A 25,191-nucleotide genomic window follows, 5' to 3' on the forward strand; every position below is an offset into this window, starting at 1 on the left:
TGCCGAACAGATGGGGCTACTGCACTTCATCCTGTACAGCAGAGAGCTGCTCGTTAAAAAAATTACCTGCGATTTCTTCTATCATGGAAGTAATATCTTCCATCACTGATTCAAGAGCACTGTATATTGGATTGTTCCCCTCATTTTCCTTGCCAAGCGCATGGAGATGATGTTTGAAAAGCTTGTTAATGGGCCCTTGAGCATTACTCAATAATTTATTGCCATGGATTAGCAGTTGATTTTCCAGCTTTTTGAAAATCGTATTAAAATCGAAAAACTGTCCGTTCTTTTTTCCCGGAACACCTTCTTGAACCGGAGCAGTTGAAGTTACTGTGCTAGCAACTTCGGTTCTTATTTCATAAGATCTTTGGTAGGTTATATCTGCTGCAAACGCGGAGACGGAGCGAAAGCTTTCCATTTCCATTACCTTATCCAATGCTCCAGCAGTATCGCCCTGACTCATTTCGGACATGACGCCATCAAGTCCTTTTACAATCGCTTCGATGTCCTCAAGCTCAGCCTCATTCAACTCACCTTCTACGGTAAAGGAAAAACTCTCACCCGATGCCAAGGTAATTTCTCGTTGCGATTGGCTAGCAACAGTTATTTCCGACTCAGTCTGTAAAATTGCTCTACTATCATACGTAAAGGCGTCCAGCTGCGAGAAGCTGTTTGAACGTAAGGTGACCTGATCGCCCTCCTTTGTCTGCAGCACCAAGTCTGTTGCAAAGCTCTCACGGGATCGAAAAGACTGCTCTCTGACATATGTTGAAGAGCGGAAGTCAGCCAAAGGGTTATTATACTGGGAAAATAATTCTGCGAGGGGGGACTGGATTGCCATATTGTTCATGCTCATTCCTCCGTGAATCTGCATAAGAAACAATTGTGTACTCTCTTATCGGCAACAAAAACTGAAAAAATAATGATTTTCCGTTATGTTTTTCATTTATCTTTATAAACCATGTAATAATGGCATATTAGACGGTACTATTGCCAATGCAGAGGTATCAAGAGCCTCAAATATTTTTCCCTCTCCTTGAGTGCATTTGACTTCGGTTTTGTGCAATCTACCTATGCTGTGAAAAAAGATGAGGGTCAGCAAGAATAAGTACGGTCATGCTGACCTGACCCCAGTCTTTTTTATTGTGCTGTGGAACAGAACATACTCTTTGTTTGAAGGTTCACATATATCACATAATAGCGGCACCAGACCTTTAAGAAGAAAAGGGCCTCGCCTCACATCGAAATGTTTCACCACGTTCGCTTTGCTCACTGGACTTGCGGACGCCCGCCGGCGAACTTAGCGTTATGCTTATGGAATAAAACAATATAGCCAAAAATAGAATCCATAAATTGCTGTAATGTTAACTTATTCGTTATATATTTTTTTTTAGGAGCCTGTCTGCGATGAGTGATGTGCTATTTATAACCATAGGAACCTTAATCGATGGTAGTGGTGCGCCTGCCCGTAGAAATGTTTACTTAAAGACACAAAACGGTACCATCACTGCTATTGATTCTCTTGAAAACCTTCCTTCCGGCATCATTGCCTTAGACGATCTCACCCACTGCACAGTTGTCCCACCGCTGATCGATTGTTCCGTTTCCCTGTGCCTTTCTCCTTCTATCGATCAAAGTGTCAGAAGAACTTCCCGGCAAGGGAGTACTGCAAAAAAAGCGGCTTTGCTGGAGCAGCATGTTCACTACTGCCACAGCCATGGGGTACTTGGAGTGGCAGATTGCGATGATACAGAAGGTCTGGTGAAGCTGAATCAAAGCACATTGTCAGCAGAAAACATATTGGAAGTTCAATCAGCGGGCAAGGCCATAGGTAGTCTGGATGAGTATGCAGCCGGTAATTGGCATGAGAGTGATTTTCTCAAAATTCGGTATACAAAGAACATTGAAGATCAATATCCTTCGGCCCAGAGTATGCAGTATGAAGACCTGTATACAATCCTGCAACACAAAGGCGAGAAAAAGGCGGTTGTAATCGCGAATGGAGAACAACAGGTAGGAGAAGCAGTAGCAGCCGGGTGTGAGGCCATAGAACAGGGATACGGGATGGGGGAAGCCAACCTCACGCTGATGGCGGAAAAAAACGTGTTGTGGATTCCCAGCATCCTGCGGGCGAAAAATGGGTTGGACAGTTCCGGAGCCAATGGAGAAATAGGGTGTCGTTTTTCCACCCGCTATGTAGCACCAGGAAAGGCAATTCCCGGTGCAGAAGCATTTTGGAAAAAAACCTTTGCGGACCAAAGTCTTTTGCTTGGCCTGGCCAAAAAACTGGGAGTGAAAACAGCTATAGGAAGCGGGGCAGGAAACATCGGTATCCTTCATGGTGAATCAGTGGTGGAAGAAATGAAACTGTTTATCAAGGCAGGATATTCTTTGGAAGAAAGCATCCAGTGTGGTTCTATAAATGGAGCTGTTTTTTTTGCCCTGAAAAGGCTGGGAAGTATCTCGGTTGGCCAGAAAGCTACCTTTCTCGTGACTAGGGGGACAGCCGGTCAACTACCGAGAAAGCTTGGTTACCTGGAGGACATCTATGTTAATGGCAGGCCAAGCAGTGCGTACCGAAAAAATCCTGTCAAGGCAGTACAATAACGCAGTAGAGTGATCCCAAGTGACACTTACTGGATTTTTTCCGTTATTTAGCAAAGAATAGCGTCAGATCTCATTTTAACTTTTGGTGGATAGCGAAAAGGTCAAAGTGAGCCCACTTTACTACTAAGATGCTGCGATTTGCATCCTATATTGCGCTTGCTCGAACAGGTCCAGGTTGCCCGCTGTCTAATCAACCCGCCGTGCAGAATGCATAATCTTCCACTGTCCGTCGAATTGTTCGAAATTATTGGTATATTCACCCATCACGGTTACAACCTTTTCAGGAGTGGTCATGGCAGAATTAGGGTCGCTAAAAATCACGTGGTCGGCATCTAAATACTCAAGCCTAAAGGTTAAAAGAACTCCTTCTTAACGGTAGCCCACGATCTGAACATCAGAAGCATTGCCACCTTCGAATCTAAAACAGACTCTCCATTGTTGATTGATTCTAATTGAATATGAACCTTCCCAGTTGCCTGATGGATGTTCCAGGTGACTATTGGCTGGTGTCTTTAGAGTTTCAGGCCTTGAAGAAGAGTAGGCATAATGAGTTTTCGTCCGGCTCTCGGCTGAATGCCTTGAGATAGCTTTCTAGAATCAACTCCCCTTATATTGGATAAGGTTAAGGGTTTGCCCCCTCGTTCAGAATCCCAATGTGTATCACACCCTGAAGATTTCCCCTGTGTGTTTTACCCATTCAGCTGAGGCATAAGGTTCAAATCTTCGTCCTCCCACAAAAAAAAGTTCTTTTTTCTTTCCGCATTGCATTATTGTTCCATCTGTAAATAAGGCAGATTAGGCGCAATAGCAGTGACAATTCGGGACAATCGCTGGATACTGTTCTACAGGGAGAATGTGTTGAAATAACACGATAAATGGCGGAAGTGCATGGGAATCGAACCCACCTAGCAAGCTGTTCACCCGCTACACCGGATTTGAAGTCCGGGAGAGCCACCAGTGCCCTTTCCACTTCCATTTTAAAATTTCAGAGTAATATCTATTGACCTTAAAAACAACTTTTTATTATAATCACGCCCAATCGTAAAGTAATTTCTCTATTAAATTTTAGATACCACTGGGTTGGAGTTTTCCCGAGCTATTTATGGAATGTGAACGACTGATTCGCCTGATCAAAGACTGGTACCTTCGCGTCAAGCAAGAAACCATGGCCCCGGCACGCATGATGCAGTTTGTTGATCAACATATCAAGGAATGTGAAACCTGCCGAGCAGACGCTGGACTGCAGGAAGAAATTGAAAAAATCAGGGAATTCGTCCTTCCTGAATCAAAAATTCCTAAAGCTATCCGTGTCCAGGAAGATAAACCCACACCGGAAATTTCGCCGGATGAAGAAGAAGAAGTCGAAGACAAATACATCGATGATGATGACGATGATGAAAGTGAAATTAGTGAAGACCTGAACGAAGAGGCTCCACCGGAAATATAGGACCGATCTAGTTACTCAGCAAAATTATTTTTTGTTCCGGCCTGCAAACAATCTCTCATTTCCCCTTATAGTTATGCTGTGAAGACGTCGTAATAACTTTGTTTTACGACGTCTTTTCATTTTCCAAGGCACTTGACGCGCCCTCTTTCCCCTTCAATACCGTTTCTCTGAACCTTGACTCGTCGCTCATCTTATGCCTTATTCACGATTTTTCATAACCATTGTGTTGCCTTTTTTAAATTACACGCAATCTCCTTTTGGTCGCCAACTGTCATTCCATTCTGTTTTGCACAGTAGACGATGAAATCAAATTTTCTCTTGCCTGAAATTTAATCAAGCCGTTTTGAAAAACGAACGGCACTGACCAACAGAAAAAACATTGCGAATCCAATCAGATATAATATATCAATCGCGACTCCGTTTAACGTTTCTCCTCTGAGAACGATTCCCCTGATAATACGAAGAAAATGGGTTAATGGCAATATTTCTGCCAACAGCTGAGCAATTTTCGGCATAGCCACAAAGGGAAACATAAACCCTGAAAGCAGCATGGAGGGAAGAAATATAAAGATAAACATCTGCATTGCAGCCAATTGATTGCGAGCCAGGGTCGAGATAGTCAAGCCCAAAGTAAGGTTGGCAACAATAAAGATTAGGCAGACAGTGTAGATAGCAAGCAGTTTGCCGGCCACGGGAATATTGAACAGCAAAACGCCAAGGAACAGAATGACAGACACCTGTATAAGCCCAATGCCGATGTAGGGTATGATTTTCCCCAGCATCAGTTCAAGATTTCGTACCGGTGTGGTAATAAGCAACTCCATATTACCCCGCTCCCGCTCTCTAACAATGGCGATTGAGGTAAACATCACCATGGTCATGGTAAGAATAACACCAAGCAATCCAGGCACCGTAAATAAGGCTGCCCTTCTTTCCGGATTATAGAGCAGGCGTACTGCTATCTGCTGCGACTGCGATTGATTGGCAACCGTGCTCCCCGGCTGAAAGGAAAAATTACTCAGCTGACGAACAGCCGCAGCCAAGGTGGTATCAGACCCATCTACAAGTAATTGCACCAATGGCCGTCCTTCTCCTTCATAATAGCGCTGCTCTCCATCGTGAGGAATATACAAACCAGCACTCACTACTCCATCTTGAATGAGGCTTTCTAACTGCTGAGGACTTGTCGCCATTTGGTTAAAATCCAAAATCTGGGTTGCCTCCAAATCCAGAATCAGTTGCCGGGAAAAGCCGCTATTCAAGTTATCTGCAACAGCAGCGGGAATATGTCGCACATCGGTATTGATTGTATAACCAAACAGGACCAGTTGAAACAGTGGGATCATAACCACCATGCCAAACGTTAAACGATCATGGACAAGATGAAGAAATTCCTTACGAGAAATTGCTATAATTCTGACAAAAGCAGCAGGCATGGACATCACCGTCAAGCTCCTTTGTCCGTTTCCTGGGTAACCATGACAAAAACATCCTCCATCGAAGGTTCAACGGTCTTGATAGAGAGATCGCAGCCAGACACCTGCTCAGCCAGCCACGCTTCGTCTTCTCTTTGTCCAGGCCTGAGCATGACGCGTAAGGACACTCCTATTCTAGTGGTTGTCAGCACCTCCGGCAGCCCTACGAGTAAGTGCCTTGCCGACGTGATGTCCTGTCCGTCCATTTGAAATATTCTACTCCCCAAATTCTGTTTCAGGGCTTTCGGTGTCCCATCAGCTACCTTTTGCCCCTCATGCAGAATAGCGAGCTGGTGGCACCGCTCTGCCTCGTCCATGAGGTGGGTGGTGACCAGGACCGTTGTTCCTCCCTCACACATAATAAAAAGTTCATCCCAGAATTCTCTACGCGTATTTGGATCCACTTCTGATGTCGGTTCATCCAGAAGCAGCAGTTTGGGGTGGTGGATAACAGCCGCTGCTAGTGCCAACCTTCGCTTCTGGCCTCCGGAAAGGGCACCTGCAGGTCTGTTGCTGAAACTGCTGAGATGAAACCGATCAAGCAGCTGGTGAACACGTCCGCTTCTTTGACTCTTTTCAACCCCCATAATCTGCGCCATAAACTGCATGTTTTGTAATATGGTCAGATCGCTATAAAGAGAAAACTTCTGTGTCATGTAGCCGACTTCTCTTCTGATCTGTCTGGTCTGTTCAGGGATCTTCATTCCCAGTACTTCAATTTCCCCGGCAGACGGTTCAAGCAAGCCGCACATCATCCGTATAGCGGTTGTTTTTCCACTTCCGTTAGGGCCGAGAAAGCCATAGACCCTCTCTCGTGGAATCACCATATCAACCCTGTCAACTGCCGTAAACCGCCCAAACCTTTTGGTTAACCCTTTCACCTGAATAGCGTTCTTCACAATTATTCCAGCAAGAGCTGTACGGGAGTACCCGCAGTAAGTTTGCCGGCTTCCGGATCCATAATCTCCAGTTCAGCTATATAAGACAGCCGGGAACGATCTCGTTCAGACAAGGCAAAGTAAGGTGTAAAAGAAGCCACTGAGGAAATAAAACGAAGACGTGTGGAAAAAACCTGCTGCCGGCCATCAATTTTTAAACGAAAAGTGGATCCAGGCAGCATTTGGGATCGATAGGGTTCCGGAATATAGACCCTTGCCCAAGGGCGCTCACCGGCCAGAAGGGTACAGACAACCGCATTCAGCGGCGGCCTGTCGCCTAATTTAAAGGGTAAACTGTCAACCACGCCGTCACGAGTAGCCCTGATTGAATACTCATCGCGAATCAATTGCATCTGTTCCAACTGAGCCTGCAAAGAAGCTACTCTGCATTTTGCCTGCTCAACCTGCTCCTTTCGTGAGCCGGCAAGGAGTTTATCCAGGCTTGCAGACAAGACATTGACCTCGCCCACGGCATTCAAATACGTATTCCTGGCATTATCCAGCTTTTGCTTGCTTGTCGAGTTTGTTGTAAAAAGAGCCTGCTGCCGCTGATAACTTTCATCACTGTTTTTCATGGTCGCCAAAGCTGCATTCAGCCGGGCTCGGGCTTCAGCTATTATTTCCTCGCGTGGCCCGGCCTTAAGTTCTTTGAGCTGCCAGATCGCCTGCTCCTGTCGCGCCTGAAGATCATTGTAACTACTTGCAATTTTTCGGTCATCTATCTGCACCAGCAAGGTGCCTGCATTCACTCGCTGCCCCTCCTGAACTGCAATTTCCAGAATGGCTTCGCTGGCTGGAATGCGGCTGTTTACTCGATCCCACTCAAGAGTCCCTAGAGCCTGCTCAGGTTCATTTCGGCACCCCAGCAGACAAAGCATGGTGAGTGACAGTATCAAACTATATTTCATGCCTCTTACTATCATGATCAAGAATTCCATGTGGATACGCTGCGCTTGCCTTGTCTACCCTGCGTAAAGGCCTGGTCAGAGACGACAACAAGGGGTGCTGGTAAACGATTGTATGACCTGCACCCCATCATAACTGAGCCCGTTGATTTACTGTCTTTTCGCCCAATCTCTCGGAGTCTAGCGCTTACCTCGTTATGCTGAAAAAATAATCCTCGGAGGTAAGCGAAGACTCCGATATCAAATATATACCTGTGGTTATTTTTTAAGCATGCCTCGGAGTCTTCGCTTACTTGACCTTGAACGAAAACCCTAGTAAATCAACAGACTCATAACTCAAAAATAAAAAATCAGGAAAACAACCAAGGCGTTATCTTTCGACGCTCTGCTTCATAGGCAAAAATAGCATCTTTTTTCTCTAAAGTGAGACCGATATCATCCAGACCATTTAAAAGACAATGTTTTCGAAAAGGATCTACTTGAAAAGATAAAATCTCTCCACTTGGTTTTTTTATCTGTTCGCTCTCAAGATCAATTTCCAGAGTATAGCCGGGAGCTGCATACATCTCAGCAAAAAGAGCGGCAACGACCTCCCCCGGTTGCACAATCGGCAGCATACCGTTTTTAAAACAGTTATTAAAAAATATGTCTGCAAAACTCGGCGCAATGATCACCCGAATGCCATAATCCAGCAACGCCCACGGCGCATGCTCCCTGCTTGAACCGCAGCCGAAATTTTCCCTGGCAAGCAGAATCGAAGCACCTTGATAACGCTTTTGGTTTAAGGGAAAATCAGCATTGAGCGGACGGTTGCTGTTGTCCATTCCAGGTTGCCCTTCATCCATATAGCGCAAGGTATCAAACAGGTTGGGGCCGAATCCTGTCCTTTTAATGGATTTTAAAAACTGTTTAGGGATAATAAGATCCGTATCCACATTCGCCCGGTCCATAGGGGCAACAATCCCTTTTTGCACGGTAAAAGCTTCCATTACTTTTCCCCCTCCCATGTTCTGATATCCACAAAGTGTCCTGCAATTGCTGCGCAAGCCGCCATTAATGGGCTGACAAGATGCGTACGCCCTCCAAAACCCTGACGCCCCTCAAAGTTACGATTGGAAGTGGAGGCGCAATGTTCCCCCTTACCCAATTTATCATCATTCATGGCAAGGCACATGGAGCAACCAGGTTCACGCCACTCAAAGCCGGCCTCTTTAAAGACTGTATCCAATCCTTCCTGCTCGGCCTGTTTTTTTACCAGACCGGATCCTGGTACGACCATGGCCTGTTTAATGGTTGCTGCAACCTTGTGTCCTTTCACGACCTCTGCTGCGGCTCGGAGGTCTTCAATACGGGAATTGGTACAAGATCCGATAAAGACACGATCCAGTTTGATGTCGGTTATCTTTTCACCTGCCTTCAATCCCATATATTGTAAAGCACTGGTGATGCCTTCAGCCTGGGTTTCTGTCTTGGCCTTCTCCGGATCAGGGACAATACCCGTCACTCCGGTCACCATTTCAGGAGATGTTCCCCAACTCACCTGCGGTTCAATGACAGTTGCATCAATGTTGATCACCTTGTCGAACTCAGCATCGTCGTCAGAAACCAACTGCTGCCAATACGCCTTGGCCTGTTCCCACATTTCCCCCTTGGGAGCGAAAGGCTTATTTTCCACATAGGCTAAGGTTTTTTCATCAACTGCTACCAAACCGGCTCTTGCCCCAGCCTCAATAGCCATATTACAGATCGTCATCCGCCCCTCCATTGAAAGAGACCGAATAGTTGATCCGCCAAACTCAATGGTATAGCCAGTCCCGCCAGCTGTACCTATCTGACCTATAATGTACAGAATCAGATCTTTGGCGGTCACTCCAGGCCCAAGTTCCCCCTCAACCTTGATCAGCATGTTCTTCATTTTTTTCTGAAGAAGACACTGGGTTGCAAGAACATGCTCCACTTCAGAGGTCCCAATCCCCTGGGCTAATGCACCAAGCGCACCGTGGGTAGAAGTGTGCGAATCGCCACAGACAATGGTCATTCCCGGCAGGGTTACCCCCTGTTCCGGTCCCATCACATGAACAATACCCTGACGCTCATCGCCCATACCAAATTCACGGATATCAAATAATCGACAGTTCTCGTTAAGTGTCTGTACCTGAAGCCGTGAGATGGGGTCCTTAATACCCTCGAAACCTGAACTTCTTTCAGCCAACAAAGTAGGTACATTATGATCAGGAGTTGCCAGGTTGGCCTTCGGTTTCCAGGGTTTTCTCCCCTGCAGCCTCAGCCCTTCAAAAGCTTGGGGTGATGTCACCTCATGGAGCAAATGGCGATCAATATAAATAAGCGAGGTACCGTCAGGGCGTTCCTCTACCAGGTGCGCCTCCCATAATTTATCATACAAAGTTTTCCCAGCCATTACGCATATGCCTCCACGGATATGATGTGATTTTTCTCTCTTCTTCTCATGTTGTGCCCTTGCGCGCCCTTCATCTTGATTGTACTCGCCTTTTTCCGATTCCCAATCAGCAGCAGCCTTTTACAATCTCCCGCCCTAACAGTCTGTTGACCCACTTGGCGATAATATAGGCAGCACACCCGACTCCAGGATCCACGGTTATCGCCTCTGTTGGACAATTAGCCTGACAAGCACCACACTCCATACAGAGATCAACGTTGGTTATATACGCTTTTCGTTGCTCAAGATACAAAATCCGGTGCGGACAAACCACGACACAACTTCCGCACCCTATACATGCCTCCTGATCCAACTGCAGGGTCACTGGGCCTTCTATATATCTGAAAGTATCCACACGTCCTCCTGCTTATCTCTAAATTACAAAAGGGCTTAATAACCATAAAACCAATGCCCCTGCTGCACATAGGCACTGAACAAGAAGTCCTCGTTTCATTTCGTACTCCACTCCACTTGGGGAGGTAAAAGGGGTAGACCCGGTGAAATTCATTGCCAGGTAGGAACTGATAGCAACGGACCATAGGGCCATGGCTGCTTTTTCAAAATCACTAAGAACCGTATCACATCCCCACAGACACCACAATCCGACCAATAAGCCAGGAAAGAGCCCTTTGATCCAAAACTGGCGCCCAGGAAGCCATGGCAAAAAAAGAGGCACCACCAAGGCACCACTAAACACTGCAGCTATTGTTATTATTACAAAAATGCCCCCCCGGTCAAACATGGCTGCAGCAGAAAAAGCATCCGGTCCTATCCCCGAAAGAGCAACTCCTACTAACAAAATAACCAGCAGCTGTCTGGACAGCAGATAAAACTCGACTGGTACCAGGACCATTCTTTCTGCCATGGAAAATGTCACCGTACGCATTGCCTCGTCAGCCTGGTTTCCATTGGCGACAAACTCCTGCAGCGCACTTGCCCGCACCGGGCCAAAGATTACTGTAAATCCGCTCCGCTTTTTCACCTCGTGAGCACTGACCGCAACGGCTGCCAGCTGGGGAACGATAATCTGTTGATGGTCAACCAGCTGCTCTACCCGGTAGCGCTCAAGGCTCATCACTATTTCCTGGGTGGAAAATGTTTGCTTACCTGCTGCACACCATACATTGATCCCCCTTGTATCAAGCACCAAAATCCACGCTGAAAAACCGGCCAAGTGAAAACGAAGGGTATCAAATGATAACTTATAGTTTGCAGATACAAGTACCGGAGAAGTGGATGTCGGCGATCCTACAGCGTAGATTCCGGGAGCAATCGCATAGGTATTGCGTATGGTTCCCACCCTTGCCAGCACTGTTTCATATCGATCACGGACCGACGGAATCGTGAAGACCTTCGGTACAGAGCCTATAGAGGTTGCCATAAACTGCTCCACAAAAGGCTCAATACAATAACCTGCTCGTTGGTCAACCCCGGCCCGGGGCTCCTGTTTAGGTCCTCAGCACGGCGCCTCCCGCTCTGCTGCAATCGGAATTACCGGTTTCGGTTGCAACTTTTGCAATTCTATCATTTTTCCATCATGCATGTAGTTTTTCCAATCCTGTTAAGGATGATGGCGTCGTAAAAAGTCTGATCTACGGTATTGCAAGTTTTGCCCGAAGCCCTGACTACCATATGTATAGTCAAAGCCTCGGGCAAAAAACTGCGCCTTGTATATCGAACTTTTGTACTTAGCCATCTTTAGTGTGTGATGGACTTTTTACGAGTCCATCAAGGATGACATACTGTCGATAGCCCGTACCAAAACAGGTTTATTAACGCAATAACAGGTCATTTTACCTGTAATCTCTCCCTTTACCAATCCTGCATCCTTTAATATCTTAAGATGCTGACTTACCGTTGACTGTGCCAGGGGCTGTAGTTGCACAATTCTCCCACACACGCAACCTTTCTCCCGCAGTAGCTGTTTGATTATCTTTATTCTGGCAGGGTGTGCCAAGGCTTTACAGACAGCCGCAAGTTGCCTGTCGTTTAATCCATCCACAACTTATGTACCCTCATTAAAATATATACCATAACCAACAAATCGTTATTCGACGATAAACGATATGAAAAGATCCGGCAACTTCTCTTGCAACCTAACAAAGAAAAGCTTCTTTTCCAGCTCGCAGAAATGCCTGCAAAAGCCTTGTTTATACCAGCCTTTTCTGAAAAGGCCGCTATATAGACAAGCGAACGGTCCTGTTATATACTTTGAAATATATAGGATCTTACTTCGACCTGAAGACCTTTCACTCCAGGAGGTACCATGACAAAGAAGATAACTATCGGTGATTACCTTATCGAAAAATTGCATCAGGCTGGAGTTCGCCATATGTTTGGTATTCCAGGCGATTATGTGCTGGGTTTTTACGACATGGTTGAAAAAAGTCCAGCCATTGACATAATCAACACCTGCGATGAACAGGGTGCAGGGTTTGCAGCAGATGCCTATGCCCGTATAAGTGGTCTGGGCGCTGTTTGTGTTACCTATGGAGTAGGAGGGCTCAAGATTGCCAACACCACAGCCCAGGCATATGCTGAAAAATCTCCAGTGGTTGTTATCAGCGGCAGCCCAGGATTAACGGAACGAGGCCACCAAGGCCTTCTGCACCACCAGATAACAGACTTCAGCGCCCAAATTCGCGTATTTGAACAGTTCACCGTCTTCTCAACAGTTATCACCTCGCCCCAAACTGCGCAAAGAGAAATCGATAGAGCCATAAAAACAGCTATAAAGTATAAACGACCGGTATATATCGAACTGCCCAGGGATATGGTTTTTTCTTCTTTTTTTCCGCACCAGGAAGAAGATATCACAGAAGAAACAAGTCTCCAGGACGCTCTGAAAGAGTCGATAGAGGAAGCGACAACACTCATTAACAGGGCAAAAAAACCGGTTATCCTCGCAGGTGTTGAAATTCATAGATTTGGCCTGCAGGAAACAGTGACAGGGCTGGCCAGGGAGAAGGGCATCCCCATTGCCGCCACCATGCTTGCCAAGTCGGTCGTCCCCGACACTGAGGACTATTACCTCGGTGTATTTGAAGGCGGCAGAGAGGAAGTGACCCAATACGTTGAATCAAGTGACTGTCTGATTATGCTGGGTACTTTTCTTACCGACCTCAACCTGGGCCTTTTCACCACCACCATTGATCCCAACAAGGCGATTCACGCCACCAGTGAGAAAATAGCCATCCGCTACCATCGTTACGAGAAGGTCGTCTTTACAGAATTTCTGTCTGCACTGCGCCAGGCACCAATCACTCCAAGGACGATAGAGACTCTGCCCAAAGCACCGGCACCAGAACCTGTCCCCTATCCAGCGCCCAAAAAGCCAATCACTGTGGCCACCCTTTTTCAGCATCTCAACGGCTTCATCCAAGAAGATACCATAGTCATCGCCGATGTCGGTGACGCCCTTTTTGGTGCCAACGATCTCTTTGTCCACAACGCCACCGATTTTCTTTCACCAGCCTACTACGCTTCGCTTGGTTTTTCAGTTCCGGGAGCACTGGGCGCACAACTGGCCAACCCGTATGCCCGACCGCTGGTACTGGTCGGAGACGGCGCCTTTCAAATGACAGGAATGGAATTATCAGCAATCGCCCGTTACAAGCTTAATCCCATTGTGGTGGTCCTCAACAACGACGGCTACAGTACCGAACGGCCCATGCTGGACGGTTCTTTTAATGACGTTCATCCATGGGCATTCAGCAAAATACCGGATATACTAGGCTGCGGAAAAGGTTTTGCAGTGCACACAGAATACGATCTGCAACAGGCATTGAAAAAGGCCCTGGAATATATCGACGGTTTCACCATCATCGATGTAAAAATCGACCGTCATGATCGCTCACCAGCCCTTGTTCGGCTAACCAGGAAGCTTGCCGCCAGGGTAAAGGCTCCAACTACCTCCTAATCAGCAATGACTACTCGATCACAGACCTTGTTTGCATCCGGCCAACTCCAGCAACGTGCTGATCAGGCGCATGCACTCCTTAATCGCTGCACCCTTTGCCCCCGGAAATGTGCAGTCAACCGGCTCAAGGGAGAACATGGCTTATGCAAGACCGGCGAAAAGGCGCTTGTTGCGAGCTATGGACCTCACTTTGGAGAAGAACAGCCTCTTGTCGGCAGCAAAGGATCCGGCACCATCTTTTTTGCCGGCTGCAGTCTCCTCTGCTGCTTTTGTCAGAACTTTGATATAAGCCATACAACCGATGGCAGCCAAGCAGTGGATGATCAGGCACTGGCCGCCATCATGATCGAACTGCAAAATAGAGGGTGCCACAACATCAACCTGGTCACTCCAAGCCATGTCGTCCCACAAATTTTAGCAGCACTTGTCCATGCATCAGCAAACGGGCTGCAGATTCCCATTGTTTACAATTGCAGCGGGTACGATTCAGTTGAGACGTTAGCCCTGCTCGACGGGGTGATCGACATCTATATGCCTGATTTCAAATTTTGGGAGATTGCGACGAGTAATCGTTGGGCTAAAGCACCTGATTACCCCCAACGCGCCCGGGAATCATTACGTTCCATGCACCAACAGGTTGGCGATTTACAGATAAATGACCAAGGGCTTGCAACCAGTGGGCTATTGGTCAGGCACCTGCTGATGCCGGGCAAAGAGCAGGAAACAGAAGAGATACTTGCCTTTATTGCCAATCAAATTTCCCGCAACACCTATGTTAATATAATGGATCAGTATCATCCATGCGGCGACACGACTCACTTTCCCGAGCTGCAGCACACGATCACCACCAAACACTACCACCAAGCGCTGGCTGCCGCTCATGCCCTGGGACTACACCGCCTGGACCAGCGGGACCTTTCCGACTTACTCAGGAATCTGATATTTCAGCAAAAATAAGTATTACTCCATTAACCTTGTATTGACAGGTCGCGCCTCATCTCGTATCTTACTCCCTGCTTATTATAACTTTTCATATTACACTGATTATAAATTTTGCAAATGCTCCCTAAATATTACGCTGGGGCGGCGGCAGCCAGGAACATGGTTCACTGGCATCCGACGGCTCCCTGGTAACACCACACAGCAGTCAAACGCCATTTGGACCATCTCTCCGGTCCATGGCGTCTTTCAAGCCTGGACCGAAACGGTTCAGGCTTTTTTTGTTTTCATGAGCCTGAGCAAAGGATGCCTAATGGCAGGATATCATCTACAATCGCCTGGAAGGAGAATACACTATGAGTGAAGAACGAAAATTCAAATTTGCTGATCGCATGAATCACCTGCCGCCCTATCTCTTTGGCATGATCAACAAAATAAAGATGGAAAAACGATGGAAGGGTGAAGATGTCATCGATCTTGGCATGGGCAATCCGGTAGACCCGGCTCCACAGCAAGTGACGGAAAAACTCTGTAATGTTGCCATGGACCCAAAGACCCATCGCTATCCTGCAGCCGGCGGGATGAAGAATCTCAAACGTGAAATCGCTCTGTATTACAAGCGGAACTATGATGTGGACCTCAATGGGATTGATGATGTCATATGTACCATAGGCTCCAAAGAAGGTATCTCCCATCTCTGTCTTGCCCTGCTGGGACCTGGCGACACGGTACTCGTACCGGCACCTGCCTTTCCCATCCATGTCTATGCCGCTGTCATTGCCGGTGCCAATGTCCTCAGGATATCCTTAAATTCTGAGGAGGAATCCCTGCAACAGATCAGCACTATGTGTAAATCTCTCTATCCCGGCCCCAAACTGGTGATGCTGAACTATCCGCACAACCCGACAGGCATCCTTGCCACCAAGGATTTTTTCAAAGAAATTGTTGTCCTTGCCAAAAAGCACAATTTCATGGTGATCAACGATTTTGCCTACTCACGGATAACTTATGATGGTTATGTCGCACCTAGTTTTCTAGAGGTTCCGGGAGCTCAGGATGTTGGGGTGGAATTCGGGTCCTTTTCAAAATCCTATAACATGGCCGGTTGGCGGTTGGGATATTGCGTGGGCAACAAGGAGATGATTGATGGATTGTCAAAAATAAAAGGGTATTATGACTATGGTATTTTTTCTGCCATCCAGATAGCTGGTATCGTGGCCATGCGAGACTGTGATGATACCATCCAGGAACAGGCCACCCTTTACCAGAGCCGCAGGGACGTGATGTGTGAAGTCCTTCTGCGGATGGGCTGGGATGTGGATATTCCCAAGGCAGGCATGTTTCTCTGGGTAAAAATCCCGGAACCTTACGCGCAAATGGGTTCTATCCGCTTTGCAGTTGAAATGATGAACAGGGCCAATGTTGCCGTCGCCCCAGGAGCAGGATTTGGTGAGGAAGGAGATGGTTACCTTCGCCTTGCACTGGTTGAAAATGAAAATCGCATCAGACAGGCACTCAAACAAATGAAGCGGGCATTGACTGAAATTGACAAAGAAATAGAAGCTGGTACTTTTCAACTAGAGCAGGACTAACCCGAATCTCTCATGAACATTGTGTCAATATGTTCAATTGGCAAGAATTTCATTATACTAAGAATAAATAGATGGAATTGTAAATTTTCACAATGTTCACCAAAGGTCAGTCCATGCGGTACCATCTTCTTCAGTATTTTGGCAGTAAAAGGTAAGCGTAGACTCCGATAGCCGACTATAATTTACTGCCAAAAACTTTGAACCTGGCACCGCCTGAACTGATGAGAAATCCGGGCCAAGTAGTAGGCTCCAGGTTAACGGTTACTTAAGGATTGAACCGGCTATGTGGAAAAACCAAGCTCTTTTCTTTGATGATGCTGCCGGAAAGTGGCTGCGTTTTTCCTCACCCCTGGAGGTACTGGTCGCCCACACCGTTGATGATGTTCTCCCTCTGTTGGCAACGGTTGAGCATCGGGTGGACCAGCAGGGGTATGCTGCGGCAGGATGGATCAGTTACGAGGCTTCGCCGGCCTTTGACGATGCACTGGTCGTCAACAGAGACACCTCAGGATTCCCGCTCCTCTGGTTCGGCATTTATGATGGACCTGTCCATGGCAAGCAGCCAAAAGAGCGAAGCCTGCCAACTCTATCCTGGGTACCGACAGTCAGTGACGATGAGTATAAACATGCCATTGCTCTCATTAAGCAGCTAATAGCCAATGGCGATACCTATCAGGTAAATTATACCTTTCGCCAACACGCCAAACTCGTTGCGAAAAATGTGCAAGGACTGCTTTCTATGCTCAATCAGCAACCGCCCTACTTTGGCGGTTGTATTTCCACGCCGGAGTGGTTGATCACGAGTGGCTCACCTGAATTGTTTTTCAGCCTGGACAGGCAGCATATTGTTTCCCGCCCGATGAAGGGCACAGCTCCGCGCGGTATTAACAGTGAAGCAGATGCGCACTTAGCACAGCAGCTATATACCTCGGTAAAAAACCGTGCGGAAAATGTCATGATCGCGGATATGGTGCGAAATGATATCAGCCGTATTGCTGATCAAGGGTCGCTCAGGGTTCCTGAAATGTTTACCATTGAACAGTATCCCACCCTGTTGCAAATGACCACCACTGTGGAGGCGGAAACCAGGGCACCTTTTACGGGTATCCTGAAGGGATTATTTCCCCCGGCATCCATTACCGGAGCCCCCAAAGCCCGTACCATGGAAATCATCGCCCAACTGGAGACCACTCCCAGGCGTATCTATACAGGCACCATGGGGTTCCTCCTTCCTGGAAGGCGAGCACAGTTCAATGTCGCTATCCGAACCTTGCTCTACGATCGGCAACAGGAACAACTCGAATACGGGGTCGGCAGCGGGATTGTGTGGGACTCTGACCCATTGGAAGAGTTACAGGAATGCAGGACCAAAACCAGGATATGTGACCCTCAACCTGCATCCTTTGCGCTGCTGGAGACCATACACTGGAGCAAAGAACAAAAATACACCCTCCTTGAAGAACATTGCAGCCGTATTAGGGCATCGGCACGCTATTTTGGCTACCCCTTTAACACACAAAAATGTGTCCAAGGATTAGCAGATTTGGCTGCAACCTTCACAGAAAGCCATTACAAGATCCGTGTCACCCTCCAAAAAGACGGTACCTTGCAATACCATCACGAATCTTTCCCTGCGCCTAAACAAAATCGAACGGTAACTGTTTCTTTGGCCAAGGAACCCGTCGATCGAACTGACCGATTCCTCTACCACAAAACCACCAATAGAACGGTGTACGAACAAGCACGGGCAGCATGTCCGAAAGCTGATGATGTTCTGCTGTACAACGACCGGGAAGAACTCACCGAAGCGACCATAGCCAATATCATCATGGAAATCGACGGTACGCTGTATACCCCACCTCTGCGTTGCGGTCTCCTTCCTGGCACGGCCCGAGCCCAGCTCTTGGCAACAGGGCAAATCAAAGAAAAAGTATTGCCGGTTGCATTGCTTGAAAAAGGATATCCGCTCTACTTGGTCAATTCTGTTCGTGGCAGATATCAAGCCATCATGGTACCCTAGCAGGCATGGTCTTGAACCCTTCCTGCATCATGTCAACGCAGGAAGCTGAAATATCACCCTAGGAAAGGAGCAAACCCCATGAACGGCGTATTTCTAGACAGCGAAAGCCTGGCTGACCTTGACCTCTCCTCGTTACAAGCGCTTTTTGATACTTTTGAGATATATGAGCAGACCGCCCCGCAACAAACAGAAGAACGTATCCGCAAGGCAGAAGTGGTGATTATCAACAAAGTGAAGCTTTCCCGTGATATTATAGAGAGCGCCCCTCACCTTAAACTGATCTGTCTGGTTGCAACAGGAACGGACAATGTGGACTGCCAGGCGGCAAGGGAAAACAGCATTACGGTCTGCAACTGCCAGGCATACGGTACCGACTCCGTTGTCCAGCATGTTTTCGCCATGATCCTTGCTCTGCACACCAACCTCATACCCTATACCCAAGCCGTGAACCAAGGCAAATGGCAGCAGGCAAGTCAATTCTGTCTCCTTGATTATCCCATCGTCGAGCTCAAAGGCAGAACTCTGGGGATTATTGGGTATGGTAACCTGGGCAAGGGGGTTGCACGAATTGGAGAAGCATTCGGTATGTACATCCTGCTGGGTCAGCGTCCAGGTACCAGCCAAGATGGAAGAATTCCACTCGTTGAACTGCTCCCTCAGGTGGACGTGTTGACCCTCCATTGTCCCCTTACTGACCAGACCCGCAACCTGATTGATAGAGACGCCCTCCAACTGATGAAGCCGACCAGTTTTCTTATCAATGCAGCTCGAGGAGGCATTGTTGAGGAGACAGCCCTTGCTGATGCCCTGCGTGCTGGTATCATTGCCGGTGCAGCAACGGACGTGCTTACCAAAGAACCACCGGAATCAACCAACCCGCTTTTAGCTGCCGATATTCCCAACCTGATTATCACTCCTCACTGCGCCTGGGGGAGCTATCAGGCCAGAGAAAGGATTGTCTCCCAGACTGTTGACAATATAACCACATTTTTAGCCGGCAATCCTGCACGAGTCGTGAACTGAATCGACCCGAAAGCAACCCAGTAAATTCCGTCTTATCACAGAATATGAACCCAGTACGCCTCACCACAACCTTTACAGACCTCCAGGAATTGTCCCTCTACCTCCGCCGATTTGCAAGGGAGAGGGACTGGGAGCAATACCATTCTCCTAAAAATCTTGCAGCAGCTCTGAGCGTTGAAGCCGCAGAACTGCTGGAGCACTTTCAATGGAAAACAGAGCAACAGAGCGGGAACCTTACCCAAGACGAGCAACAGGAAGTTGCTTACGAAATGGCGGATGTCCTCATGTATCTCACACGAATGGCTGACTGCCTGGGGATTGACCTGCTGGAAGCTGTGGCCAAAAAAGTAGCACTTAATCACCTTAAATATCCTGCTCCGGATGACGTTAAACAAGGTAAGCAGAGGTAATGAGCAGGAAAACTATGATGGCCCCGGAAAAAATACTTGCGTTTTTCCTGCAAAACCAGCCACAAATAAGCCTGCGCCCACTTGGTCTGGGAAAAATCAATGACACCTGGCTGGTAACTCTTAATTCGAAAGAACGGCTTGTCTTGCAGCGTTTACCTGCTGCTGTATTTCCAGATCCCCAATGCGTTATGCACAACATACGCCTTATAACCAATTGCCTCCACGCATGGTCACAACAAGCAGAGGTTCACGTCCCCTTCCTTTCGCTGTATACCAATCCCGATGGCGAGGATCTCTTTATTGATCCCGATAAAAATGGCTGGCGCCTGCTCACCTATATTGAAGGCTCACGTACGGTTGAGGAACTGGAATCGACACAGCAGGCCTACCAGATTGGCCGTATGCTTGGCCGGTTTCACACGATCCTGGCCGATGTGGATCAGGATCGGCTGCAAGAGCCTTTACCAGGATTTCATGATACGCTTTCCTACCTGGAAAAATATGACCGGATCAGCCGACGCTCTGCCGTAAATACCCTTGAAGAAATTACCTGCATTCAATTTATTGGGCAGATGCGAGACATAGCCGCAACCTTTGCAGAAAGAACAGATACCCTCACCCGCCTGGTAATACACGGCGACCCCAAAGCGTCCAACTTTCTCTTTGCCGAAAATGACGACATTGTGATCAGTATTATCGACCTGGACACGGTGCAAGCCGGGCTTCTTCTCCATGATTTGGGCGATTGTCTGCGTTCCTGCTGCAACCGACAGGGAGAGGAACATGATAATCCAAAGGGAACAGTTTTTTCGGCTGATTATTTTGCAGCTATCCTTAAAGGATATGGTTCAGTAGCAGCATCACTGCTGGGTGATGCCGACCTCCAGCTCCTTTCGGATGCAGCCGGTCTGATAAGCTTTGAGCTCGGTATTCGCTTCTTTACCGACCACCTCTGTGGGAATAGATACTTTAAAACATCCAGAAAAAATCAAAACCTGGACCGGGCACTGATCCAATTTCACTTGGCAGACTCGATCATAAGGCAACAACCTTTGCTACAGACAATTGCGGCTGATATTTTCAGAACCAGCCCAATGAGGTAGTGAACGTAGAGGGGAAAATGTGTGTAGATTGATGATGGAGATCATTCTCATATCCTTCCTGCCATAGAGCATGACAGGAAGGAAAAGGATGTTACTTGCACTTCTCTTTACTGGGGTGACAGCAGGTACCTTTTAATCCCCGCACATCACTTTGGTGTTTTGCAATGGAAACAATGGTCTTCAAACGTTTTTCCATCTTGCCCGATACATCTTTCTTGAGCATTTTTTCTGCTTCTTCACATATTGCCTTAAAAGCCTTGTCTATTTTATCGCTAGGTAGCATAGAGTATCCTCTTCGTATAGATAGTAACTGTAGATCCTTAGTCATTTGATCTTCTTATGAAAATAGGAACCTATCAAAAAAAATCAAGGTGCCTCCCACCGTTTAGGAAAACACCTTGAAATAAAGAAAAGCCAACGCCCTCAAACGAGGTCTACTTTCAGCTGCTACTTCAACAAAATCCCTCTTTCTTTTGCAGCATCAGCAATATGATCGACAAAAAGCTGGGCAAACTTGTCGTTAGAACCAAGCCCTTCCATTACAGCCTCAACGTCGTAACCATCAGCATTGAGCATAGATTTCCAGGAATCGTCTTCCTCACCGGCCATATCGTTGGTAGCATGGTCACCGGCAACAATCATGAACGGCTTCAAGATAACTTTCTTGGTATCAGCATACTTTAAGTGGCTTGCAAAATCATCCAGGCTTGGGTGTCCTTCGACTACACCAACAAAAGTTGCAACATCAGGATAAGCTTTGCGCATTTTCTGCTGCACTTCGCTGTATATTCCGGTGGACCAATGCTCATTTCCATGACCCATGTAGACTAACATCGCTCCTTCTTTTTTGGCCATTTCCGCATCAGCAGCAAGGGTTGCAATAGCCGCATCCACATCTACATGATACTCATAACGATCTCCAGGCATACCAAGTGCGGGACGTCCCATCACGATAGTGTTAAACGGACGCCATTTATCTTTCATTGTCCGGATAGAAGCTATGGCATTGACGTACTGCATCAGGTCATGAGACTGCTCCATAAAGAACATATGGGTGGGCTGAACAATGATATTTGTATACCCTTCTTCACGCAGGTCGCCAAAGGTAGCAATGACATTTTCTACATAAAGTACTTCTTTTGGAATCCCCTGATCAAGCCATTTTTGCGCTTCCGCCTGCCGCTCTTTCCATACGGAGCGTATGATATTGGAAGTAAAGGTGACGCGGACCTCAGTCCCTGGGTACGCAGCTTTGACCTTATCCACAATATTGGTAATGGATTTAACCGCACTGGGAACAGTAGTACCAAAGCTGGCTACAATAATTGCGTTCTTACTTTCCTTCGGCTGGCTCATCCCACCAGAGGCGAATGCTGCGGTAACACACATTGACAACGCGAAAACGGCTGTTGTCACTACAATTTGCATGAACTTTTTCATCGAGAATGCTCCTTTTTTTATACGATCCATTTCAAAAAAAAATCCCCGAATCATTGTAAAAATGATTCGGGGATGCCCTTGTAAATCCACGTATCTCTATCAGTCGCCTTGTCCACAGGAAACGATCTTTTTTTCAGGTAGGTCTTCTGACTTTCGAATCTACCTACTCACTGCGCCTTCCCAACATGTATGTCAGTGGCATTGTGCAGCTTTCGTCCTCGATTACAGCGGCGGGCCCGTCTCCGAATTACACGGAATTCCCTTTTCATCCAATAAAGGAGCCTGAAAACAGGGAACAATCTACCGAACAAGAAATCAACATGTCAACAAAAAACGAAATAATATCTTATAATTCCAATTTCATACTTTACAAAAGTATTCCTTGTTACATGGATATAACAAAAAAATTAACCCTTGAGTCCAATGCTGTCTGCAACAAAATTGTGATGATAAGAATCAGCTCAAATAGCTACTCATAGGGCGTCCCACAGATTCTCCCGTTGAGATAAGCTACCTGGATCTTTGCCTACCTGCTGTAAATTACGCTTTTCCAAATATGAGGCACCTATAAGCAATTACAGGTCTTATCCTCAAGTTTCTCGTTTAATTAAAACGTTACCCAGCCGCTCTCTCAGCAAAATCAATTGCAATTAATAGACTGCCTTGGTACATCCCATAGCCAGTAAAGAAATGACTCTCCATTATTTTACATCGCAAATCCTTTTAGTGGGCCTGCTTACCAGGTACCAGAAAGACAACGTAAGCCATCATTTTGAAATAACTGAAGACCAGTTATCCCCTCTGAGGATTCTCTGCAATCAAGATTATTTTCGTACTCCATTTTCGAGAGGTTCTGAACAATCAGGGCATACGGAAGGATTGCATACTTTCCCATTTAACTTATCAGGAGATAAGAATGACACAGGCCAAAAGTGGTGATAACGTCACTATCCATTACACAGGCAAACTAGCAGACGGAACAATTTTCGACTCATCAGAAGGCAGAGAACCGCTCCCTTTCATCATAGGCAAGGGGCAGGTGATCGAAGGATTTGAGGAAGCCGTCATCGGTATGAAGCTGGGTGAAGCCAAAACGGTGACCATACCATCTGAAAAAGCATACGGGCCCCGTAATGAGCAAATGATTATTAATGTGCCCATCGACCAGGTACCACCAGATATAACCCCTGAAGTAGGAATGCAGCTCGAACTCATGAACGAGGCTAACCAGCCGGTAATAGTCCGTATCACTCAAATTACAGAAGAACACGTTTCCCTGGATGCAAATCCACCGCTTGCAGGAAAAGACCTCACTTTTGATATTGAACTGGTCACCATTAGTGGTTGATTGATATTCAACTCCAGGCAAAAATCCCATCCATAGCCAGGCGGGGAAAAGCCAGCGCTATTTCCCTGCCTGCCTGTCTTTCTCATTTTCGCTCACTCTCTGTGCTGTTTTGAGTAAACTCAAAGCATCCTTATTCTCCACCGCAAAAGAGGGCTATATGCATCTTCGGAGCTGCCTGAACGTACCTTGCCATCTGCGATTAAAAGACATATCATGTAGAAATGGTTGTAACCCAAAAACGATAATTTTAGCCTGAGGAGTAGCAAAATGCCTGGAAAAATCTTTTATCGTGAACGAATGAAAGTAAAAGAAGGGACCCAAACACCTCGATTCCGTATAGTTGCGGTCAGTGGAGTTGATCTTAAGGTATACGCTGATCATATTCGCAAAAAAGAATTGCAACAGATTGCAAAAGCTACCAAAGCGGAGTTAGTCGCCCTTGAGCGAGACAAAAACAAAAAATAAGACGACATTAGCGCATAAGGGGGAGAGAAAATTATGGCATTGGTGCGAGAAAAGGATGGCAAAAGACTGCATGTTGAAAGTCCACTTATGGGGGAAAGCCTGGTAAGCAATGAGTTTATCGGTAATCTCGATATTGCTCCTCAGGAAAAGTTATATCCGGATGTTCCTGTTGTGAAAATCGGCGGGCAATCCATTTGTGACCGCGGGGCAAAGGCACTGCCTGCAATACTGAAGGAAATTGTCAGCAATCGCGCTGATCACAAAATCCTGATCACCACCGGCGGGGGGACCAGGAGCCGTCACATCTACACCATCGGTCTTGAAATGGGAATGCCGACCGGCGTTATTGCCAAATTCGGCAGCATGGTTTCAGAACAAAATGCGCTGATGATAGCGACCCTGCTTTCGCCCTGGGGAGGCGTCAAAATTTCTCATTCTGATATTGTGAAACTACCTGCCTACTTTGCAGAAGGTATCATACCGGTAATGCATGGCATGCCTCCTTACGATTATTTCGCAATCAAGCCCAAAGTCGGCAGGATCCCCATTCACCGGACCGATGTCGGCCTGGTGATTCTTGCTGACCTAATCGGCTCGACCACAGTTCTTTTTATTAAAGATGAAAACGGGCTCTACACAGACGATCCGAAAAAAAATCCAGATGCGGAGTTCATAGCGGAAATAGGTGCCAAGGACTTGCTGGAAAAAAATCAGGACGACCTGGTCATCGAACGGCCCTGTCTTGACATTATTCAAAACTCAGAAGTCATTGAAAAAGTACAGATAATTAACGGGATGGTCCCCGGAAACATCACCAAAGCGCTTAACGGCGAACATGTTGGTACGTTTATTTATAAGCAATAACTATTAAGCTGCTGACCCCATACATCTAGAGGTAATTGGGACTAACATTACCCCGATTACCAGGATGTATGGTTACGTTATTCGTTTTTTTTGTTTCCCGTAAATGCAACCCCTCCCAGATAGATACCGCTCTCTGGTTTCGTTGTGACAGCGAGTTATTCCTTCCTGCTTGCGAAAATGTGGTCGTAAGCGTATAACACTCCAATATTTTTCCAAGGTACTTTTAAAGGCAGATAAC

Annotated in this window: 24 protein-coding genes, 1 tRNA gene and 1 riboswitch; of the genes, 12 read left to right on the forward strand and 13 right to left on the reverse strand. The window is 46.9% G+C overall.

Features of this window, described 5'->3' with window-relative positions:
- Positions 1 to 16: 16 nt before the first annotated feature.
- On the reverse strand, positions 17 to 715 hold the full coding sequence (locus tag ACHZCY_RS10530; RefSeq protein ID WP_319548868.1) for a hypothetical protein: 699 nt from the start codon (positions 713 to 715) through the stop codon (positions 17 to 19).
- Positions 716 to 1,407: 692 nt separating this feature from the next.
- Here ACHZCY_RS10530 and ACHZCY_RS10535 point away from each other — a divergent pair.
- Entirely contained in the window at positions 1,408 to 2,607 is a 1,200-nt protein-coding gene (locus ACHZCY_RS10535; RefSeq protein ID WP_319548869.1) for an amidohydrolase family protein, read from the forward strand.
- Between the two features lie 369 nt (positions 2,608 to 2,976).
- On the opposite strand, the gene ACHZCY_RS10540 is transcribed toward ACHZCY_RS10535, so the two are convergent.
- Together ACHZCY_RS10540 and ACHZCY_RS10545 are read right to left on the reverse strand one after the other, a co-directional pair.
- Positions 2,977 to 3,192 carry a type II toxin-antitoxin system RelE/ParE family toxin gene (locus tag ACHZCY_RS10540; RefSeq protein WP_394713430.1) on the reverse strand — a complete coding sequence of 72 codons (216 nt, stop codon included), beginning with the start codon at positions 3,190 to 3,192 and terminating at the stop codon, positions 2,977 to 2,979.
- 291 nt (positions 3,193 to 3,483) lie between these two features.
- Positions 3,484 to 3,581: transfer RNA gene (locus ACHZCY_RS10545), tRNA-Sec, on the reverse strand.
- A gap of 128 nt (positions 3,582 to 3,709) precedes the next feature.
- Between ACHZCY_RS10545 and ACHZCY_RS10550 the strand changes: the two genes are divergently transcribed.
- The gene (locus ACHZCY_RS10550; protein WP_205223027.1) at positions 3,710 to 4,054 is read left to right on the forward strand and encodes a hypothetical protein; all 345 of its coding nucleotides are present in this window, start codon (positions 3,710 to 3,712) and stop codon (positions 4,052 to 4,054) included.
- Between the two features lie 329 nt (positions 4,055 to 4,383).
- On the opposite strand, the gene ACHZCY_RS10555 is transcribed toward ACHZCY_RS10550, so the two are convergent.
- The 8 genes from ACHZCY_RS10555 to ACHZCY_RS10590 form a co-directional block, all read right to left on the reverse strand.
- On the reverse strand, positions 4,384 to 5,490 hold the full coding sequence (locus ACHZCY_RS10555) for an ABC transporter permease (RefSeq protein ID WP_394713431.1): 1,107 nt from the start codon (positions 5,488 to 5,490) through the stop codon (positions 4,384 to 4,386).
- 11 nt (positions 5,491 to 5,501) lie between these two features.
- The gene (locus ACHZCY_RS10560) at positions 5,502 to 6,416 is read right to left on the reverse strand and encodes an ABC transporter ATP-binding protein (RefSeq protein ID WP_394713432.1); all 915 of its coding nucleotides are present in this window, start codon (positions 6,414 to 6,416) and stop codon (positions 5,502 to 5,504) included.
- A 14-nt stretch (positions 6,417 to 6,430) separates the two neighbouring features.
- Positions 6,431 to 7,375, reverse strand: coding sequence for an HlyD family secretion protein (locus tag ACHZCY_RS10565; protein ID WP_319548872.1), 945 nt, complete (start codon positions 7,373 to 7,375; stop codon positions 6,431 to 6,433).
- A gap of 347 nt (positions 7,376 to 7,722) precedes the next feature.
- The gene (gene leuD / locus ACHZCY_RS10570; protein ID WP_319548873.1) at positions 7,723 to 8,361 is read right to left on the reverse strand and encodes a 3-isopropylmalate dehydratase small subunit; all 639 of its coding nucleotides are present in this window, start codon (positions 8,359 to 8,361) and stop codon (positions 7,723 to 7,725) included.
- Positions 8,361 to 9,791, reverse strand: coding sequence for a 3-isopropylmalate dehydratase large subunit (leuC, locus tag ACHZCY_RS10575; protein WP_319548874.1), 1,431 nt, complete (start codon positions 9,789 to 9,791; stop codon positions 8,361 to 8,363). The genes leuD and leuC overlap by 1 nt, the downstream gene beginning before the upstream one ends.
- Positions 9,792 to 9,897: 106 nt before the next feature.
- The gene (gene hgcB, locus ACHZCY_RS10580) at positions 9,898 to 10,185 is read right to left on the reverse strand and encodes a mercury methylation ferredoxin HgcB (RefSeq protein WP_319548875.1); all 288 of its coding nucleotides are present in this window, start codon (positions 10,183 to 10,185) and stop codon (positions 9,898 to 9,900) included.
- Between the two features lie 18 nt (positions 10,186 to 10,203).
- A complete protein-coding gene (gene hgcA, locus ACHZCY_RS10585; protein ID WP_319548876.1) occupies positions 10,204 to 11,373 on the reverse strand; it encodes a mercury methylation corrinoid protein HgcA in 1,170 nt (389 codons plus the stop codon).
- Between the two features lie 174 nt (positions 11,374 to 11,547).
- The gene (locus ACHZCY_RS10590; protein WP_205223034.1) at positions 11,548 to 11,832 is read right to left on the reverse strand and encodes an ArsR/SmtB family transcription factor; all 285 of its coding nucleotides are present in this window, start codon (positions 11,830 to 11,832) and stop codon (positions 11,548 to 11,550) included.
- A 264-nt stretch (positions 11,833 to 12,096) separates the two neighbouring features.
- Here ACHZCY_RS10590 and ACHZCY_RS10595 point away from each other — a divergent pair, with 264 nt between their 5' ends.
- From ACHZCY_RS10595 to ACHZCY_RS10625, 7 genes are all read left to right on the forward strand, one after another.
- Positions 12,097 to 13,749: an alpha-keto acid decarboxylase family protein gene (locus ACHZCY_RS10595; protein ID WP_319548877.1), complete on the forward strand. Its 1,653-nt coding sequence runs from the start codon at positions 12,097 to 12,099 to the stop codon at positions 13,747 to 13,749.
- Positions 13,750 to 13,755: 6 nt separating this feature from the next.
- Positions 13,756 to 14,706: a radical SAM protein gene (locus ACHZCY_RS10600; protein ID WP_319548878.1), complete on the forward strand. Its 951-nt coding sequence runs from the start codon at positions 13,756 to 13,758 to the stop codon at positions 14,704 to 14,706.
- A 338-nt stretch (positions 14,707 to 15,044) separates the two neighbouring features.
- On the forward strand, positions 15,045 to 16,280 hold the full coding sequence (locus ACHZCY_RS10605; protein ID WP_205223037.1) for an aminotransferase class I/II-fold pyridoxal phosphate-dependent enzyme: 1,236 nt from the start codon (positions 15,045 to 15,047) through the stop codon (positions 16,278 to 16,280).
- A 283-nt stretch (positions 16,281 to 16,563) separates the two neighbouring features.
- Positions 16,564 to 18,300, forward strand: coding sequence for a chorismate-binding protein (locus ACHZCY_RS10610; RefSeq protein ID WP_319548879.1), 1,737 nt, complete (start codon positions 16,564 to 16,566; stop codon positions 18,298 to 18,300).
- Positions 18,301 to 18,378: 78 nt separating this feature from the next.
- Positions 18,379 to 19,323, forward strand: coding sequence for a 2-hydroxyacid dehydrogenase (locus tag ACHZCY_RS10615; RefSeq protein ID WP_319548880.1), 945 nt, complete (start codon positions 18,379 to 18,381; stop codon positions 19,321 to 19,323).
- Between the two features lie 44 nt (positions 19,324 to 19,367).
- The gene (locus ACHZCY_RS10620; protein ID WP_205223040.1) at positions 19,368 to 19,733 is read left to right on the forward strand and encodes a nucleotide pyrophosphohydrolase; all 366 of its coding nucleotides are present in this window, start codon (positions 19,368 to 19,370) and stop codon (positions 19,731 to 19,733) included.
- Positions 19,733 to 20,836 carry a phosphotransferase enzyme family protein gene (locus ACHZCY_RS10625; RefSeq protein WP_205223041.1) on the forward strand — a complete coding sequence of 368 codons (1,104 nt, stop codon included), beginning with the start codon at positions 19,733 to 19,735 and terminating at the stop codon, positions 20,834 to 20,836. The genes ACHZCY_RS10620 and ACHZCY_RS10625 overlap by 1 nt, the downstream gene beginning before the upstream one ends.
- Before the next feature lie 91 nt (positions 20,837 to 20,927).
- On the opposite strand, the gene ACHZCY_RS10630 is transcribed toward ACHZCY_RS10625, so the two are convergent.
- Positions 20,928 to 21,119 carry a hypothetical protein gene (locus ACHZCY_RS10630; RefSeq protein ID WP_205223042.1) on the reverse strand — a complete coding sequence of 64 codons (192 nt, stop codon included), beginning with the start codon at positions 21,117 to 21,119 and terminating at the stop codon, positions 20,928 to 20,930.
- Between the two features lie 164 nt (positions 21,120 to 21,283).
- Complete coding sequence (locus ACHZCY_RS10635; RefSeq protein WP_205223043.1) at positions 21,284 to 22,276, reverse strand: sirohydrochlorin cobaltochelatase; 993 nt, start codon at positions 22,274 to 22,276, stop codon at positions 21,284 to 21,286.
- A 119-nt stretch (positions 22,277 to 22,395) separates the two neighbouring features.
- Positions 22,396 to 22,577: riboswitch (cobalamin riboswitch) on the reverse strand.
- 615 nt (positions 22,578 to 23,192) lie between these two features.
- Between ACHZCY_RS10635 and ACHZCY_RS10640 the strand changes: the two genes are divergently transcribed.
- The 3 genes from ACHZCY_RS10640 to ACHZCY_RS10650 all read left to right on the forward strand — a co-directional run bounded on the left by ACHZCY_RS10640 (position 23,193) and on the right by ACHZCY_RS10650 (position 24,953).
- Entirely contained in the window at positions 23,193 to 23,624 is a 432-nt protein-coding gene (locus ACHZCY_RS10640) for an FKBP-type peptidyl-prolyl cis-trans isomerase (protein ID WP_205223044.1), read from the forward strand.
- 267 nt (positions 23,625 to 23,891) lie between these two features.
- On the forward strand, positions 23,892 to 24,089 hold the full coding sequence (locus tag ACHZCY_RS10645) for a hypothetical protein (protein ID WP_205223045.1): 198 nt from the start codon (positions 23,892 to 23,894) through the stop codon (positions 24,087 to 24,089).
- A 33-nt stretch (positions 24,090 to 24,122) separates the two neighbouring features.
- Positions 24,123 to 24,953 (forward strand): amino acid kinase family protein, encoded by an 831-nt coding sequence (locus tag ACHZCY_RS10650; protein ID WP_205223046.1) that lies wholly within the window; start codon positions 24,123 to 24,125, stop codon positions 24,951 to 24,953.
- Positions 24,954 to 25,191 lie beyond the last annotated feature (238 nt).

The sequence above is a fragment of the Desulfogranum marinum genome, assembly GCF_963675105.2.
In the GTDB taxonomy this organism is placed as follows: domain Bacteria; phylum Desulfobacterota; class Desulfobulbia; order Desulfobulbales; family Desulfobulbaceae; genus Desulfogranum; species Desulfogranum marinum.